At 61.9% G+C, this 2,098-nt stretch carries 2 protein-coding genes; one reads left to right on the plus strand and one right to left on the minus strand.

The window, feature by feature from the left end:
* The coding region (locus AC1DJT_RS36355) for a pentapeptide repeat-containing protein (protein WP_476836017.1) at positions 1-605 on the minus strand (605 nt) is incomplete at its 3' end.
* 203 nt (positions 606-808) lie between these two features.
* Here AC1DJT_RS36355 and AC1DJT_RS36360 point away from each other — a divergent pair.
* On the plus strand, positions 809-1,954 hold the full coding sequence (locus AC1DJT_RS36360) for a GGDEF domain-containing protein (protein ID WP_476768704.1): 1,146 nt from the start codon (positions 809-811) through the stop codon (positions 1,952-1,954).
* Positions 1,955-2,098 lie beyond the last annotated feature (144 nt).

A 2,098-nucleotide genomic window follows, 5' to 3' on the forward strand; every position in this document is an offset into this window, starting at 1 on the left:
ACCAGCCTCAGTCCGCCCAGATCAGCGCCACGAAGATCAGCCCCCTCGAAGCGCGAGCCGGTCAGCGCCGCATCCATCAGACTGCAATCCTCGAAGACAGCATCCCGGAAATCGCATTTCCTCAGGTCCGAGTGGCTGAAATCGATTTTCCTGAGCGTGGTCTTGCGGAAGCTGAACGACGGAAGCTTCGCGCTGACGAGCAGGACCTCCTCGAACCGGCAGTCCAATGCCCTTGCTTCGGACAAATCCGCGCCAGTCAATTTGCAGCCCGCGAAGGACGCCGAGACCAGTGTCGTCCGGCGCAGAACGGCGTTGTTGAAATCTCCCGACTGAACCCGGCCGTCCGATAGATCGGCCCCCATGAAATCTGCGAAGGCCGCCCGACAGCCGAGCCATCGCACCCGCTCGAGTTTCGTACCTCTCAGCTTCGCGCGCTTGAGGCTGCACCGTTCGAAGAGCCAACCCGACAGATCGAGCCCCGACAGGTCCGCCTCATCAAGATCGCACGCGATCACATGGTGCGGTATGCGCAGCTCAGAGAGAGCTGCCACATCGGCTCGCTGCAGGGTCCGCTCCGCGACGGTCTGAAAGGGATCATCAGGCATGCGCTCCCGTAGCAACTGGCCGGCGGATGATCAATTTCAGCACCTTCGTGGGCCGTCGCACTCCCTTGCTTCTGGGGTCGCCGCCCTCCCCGATAGTGATGCTCGCGAGCCAGACAGAACATCCGGCGACGGCGAATTGTTTACCCAGGGGCAGTAGAGAGCAGCAGCATCTCGAACCGGACAGCCTCTGCAGTCAGATCATCGTGAACCTCGTACCAACGGCCATTCTGTTTCTGTTCGCAGCAACCTTCTGCGCCGTCTGGCTGGCCGAGCGCCGAAGCTGGTATCTGCTCCATTTTGCGCAGGCGTTCCTGGCCTTTGGCCTTGGGATGCTCGTCCAGACAACACGGACTCCAGCCGATTTCGGGTTGAACACGATGCTGTACGGAATGCTCTATGTTTCCGGCACGCTGGGCTTCGTGACTGGCGTGATGGTGCGCTCCGGCCGGCGCCCTTCTCGCTGGTTCCTCACCATCTGGTTTGCCGCAGTGATGGGCGCGCTCGGCTATTTCTATTACATTGACCGCAACCTCATCGTGCGCATCCATATCGTGAGCTTCGGCCTCGGCGGCATCATCGTCTCAGCCGCCTGGATCATGCGGTCGCTTGCTCGGGGAAGCGCGACCGACAGGATAATCTTCTGGCTGGTTCTGGTGTTTGGCCTGCATTTCTTCCTGCGTACGCTGCTGACGAGCGAATTGGCCGCGGCAACATCCGCTTCGGGGTTCCTGCAGTCCGGATTCTGGACCTGGGTGCAATTCAGTGCCTCGGTCTTCGGGGTCGGGATGGGCCTTGGGCTGCTCCTCGTCATAGGGCTGGATGTGACGGCCCGGCTGCGCAAGGAGCGCGATACCGATCCGCTCACGGGGGCGTTGAACCGGCGCGGCCTGCAAGGCCGGTTTCAATCTCTGGGCGCGGCGCGTCATCCATTGGTGCTCAGCGTCGTCGCCTGCGATATCGATCATTTCAAGAGCATCAACGACGCCTATGGCCACGCGGCCGGGGACGCCGTGCTGATCGCGATTGCAGCCTCCATCCGGAGCGCCGTTCGCAGCAACGATGCCGTCGGTCGCGTCGGAGGCGAAGAATTCGTCATCTTGCTCAAAGATACGACCGCAGAACAAGCCTTCCATTTCGCGGAACGCCTGCGGGGCGAAATCGCCAGGATCTCGTTTCCCAGGCTGCCGCCCGATCGGACGGTGACCTGCAGTTTCGGCATTGCCGAGCTTCGCCGTGGCGAGACGCTCGCACATGCGATCGGCCGCGCGGATCAGGCTCTGTACGCAGCCAAGAACGCCGGACGGAACCGTACGCGCACGGCCACGACGTTAGTGCCGGCGCGATCCTAGCTGTTTGATCCCGGGCTTTGATGGTGCAGTCTTTTCGCGTGAGTGGAAGGAGGCGCTATGGGCCAGGTTCACCATGGGAGCGCCACGACGACAGAGGCGGTTCGTCGAGCGATACAGCATAGTCAAGAGAGCCTGAGGGCTCTG

Source organism: Allobosea sp. 05T422_2, from assembly GCF_056396265.1.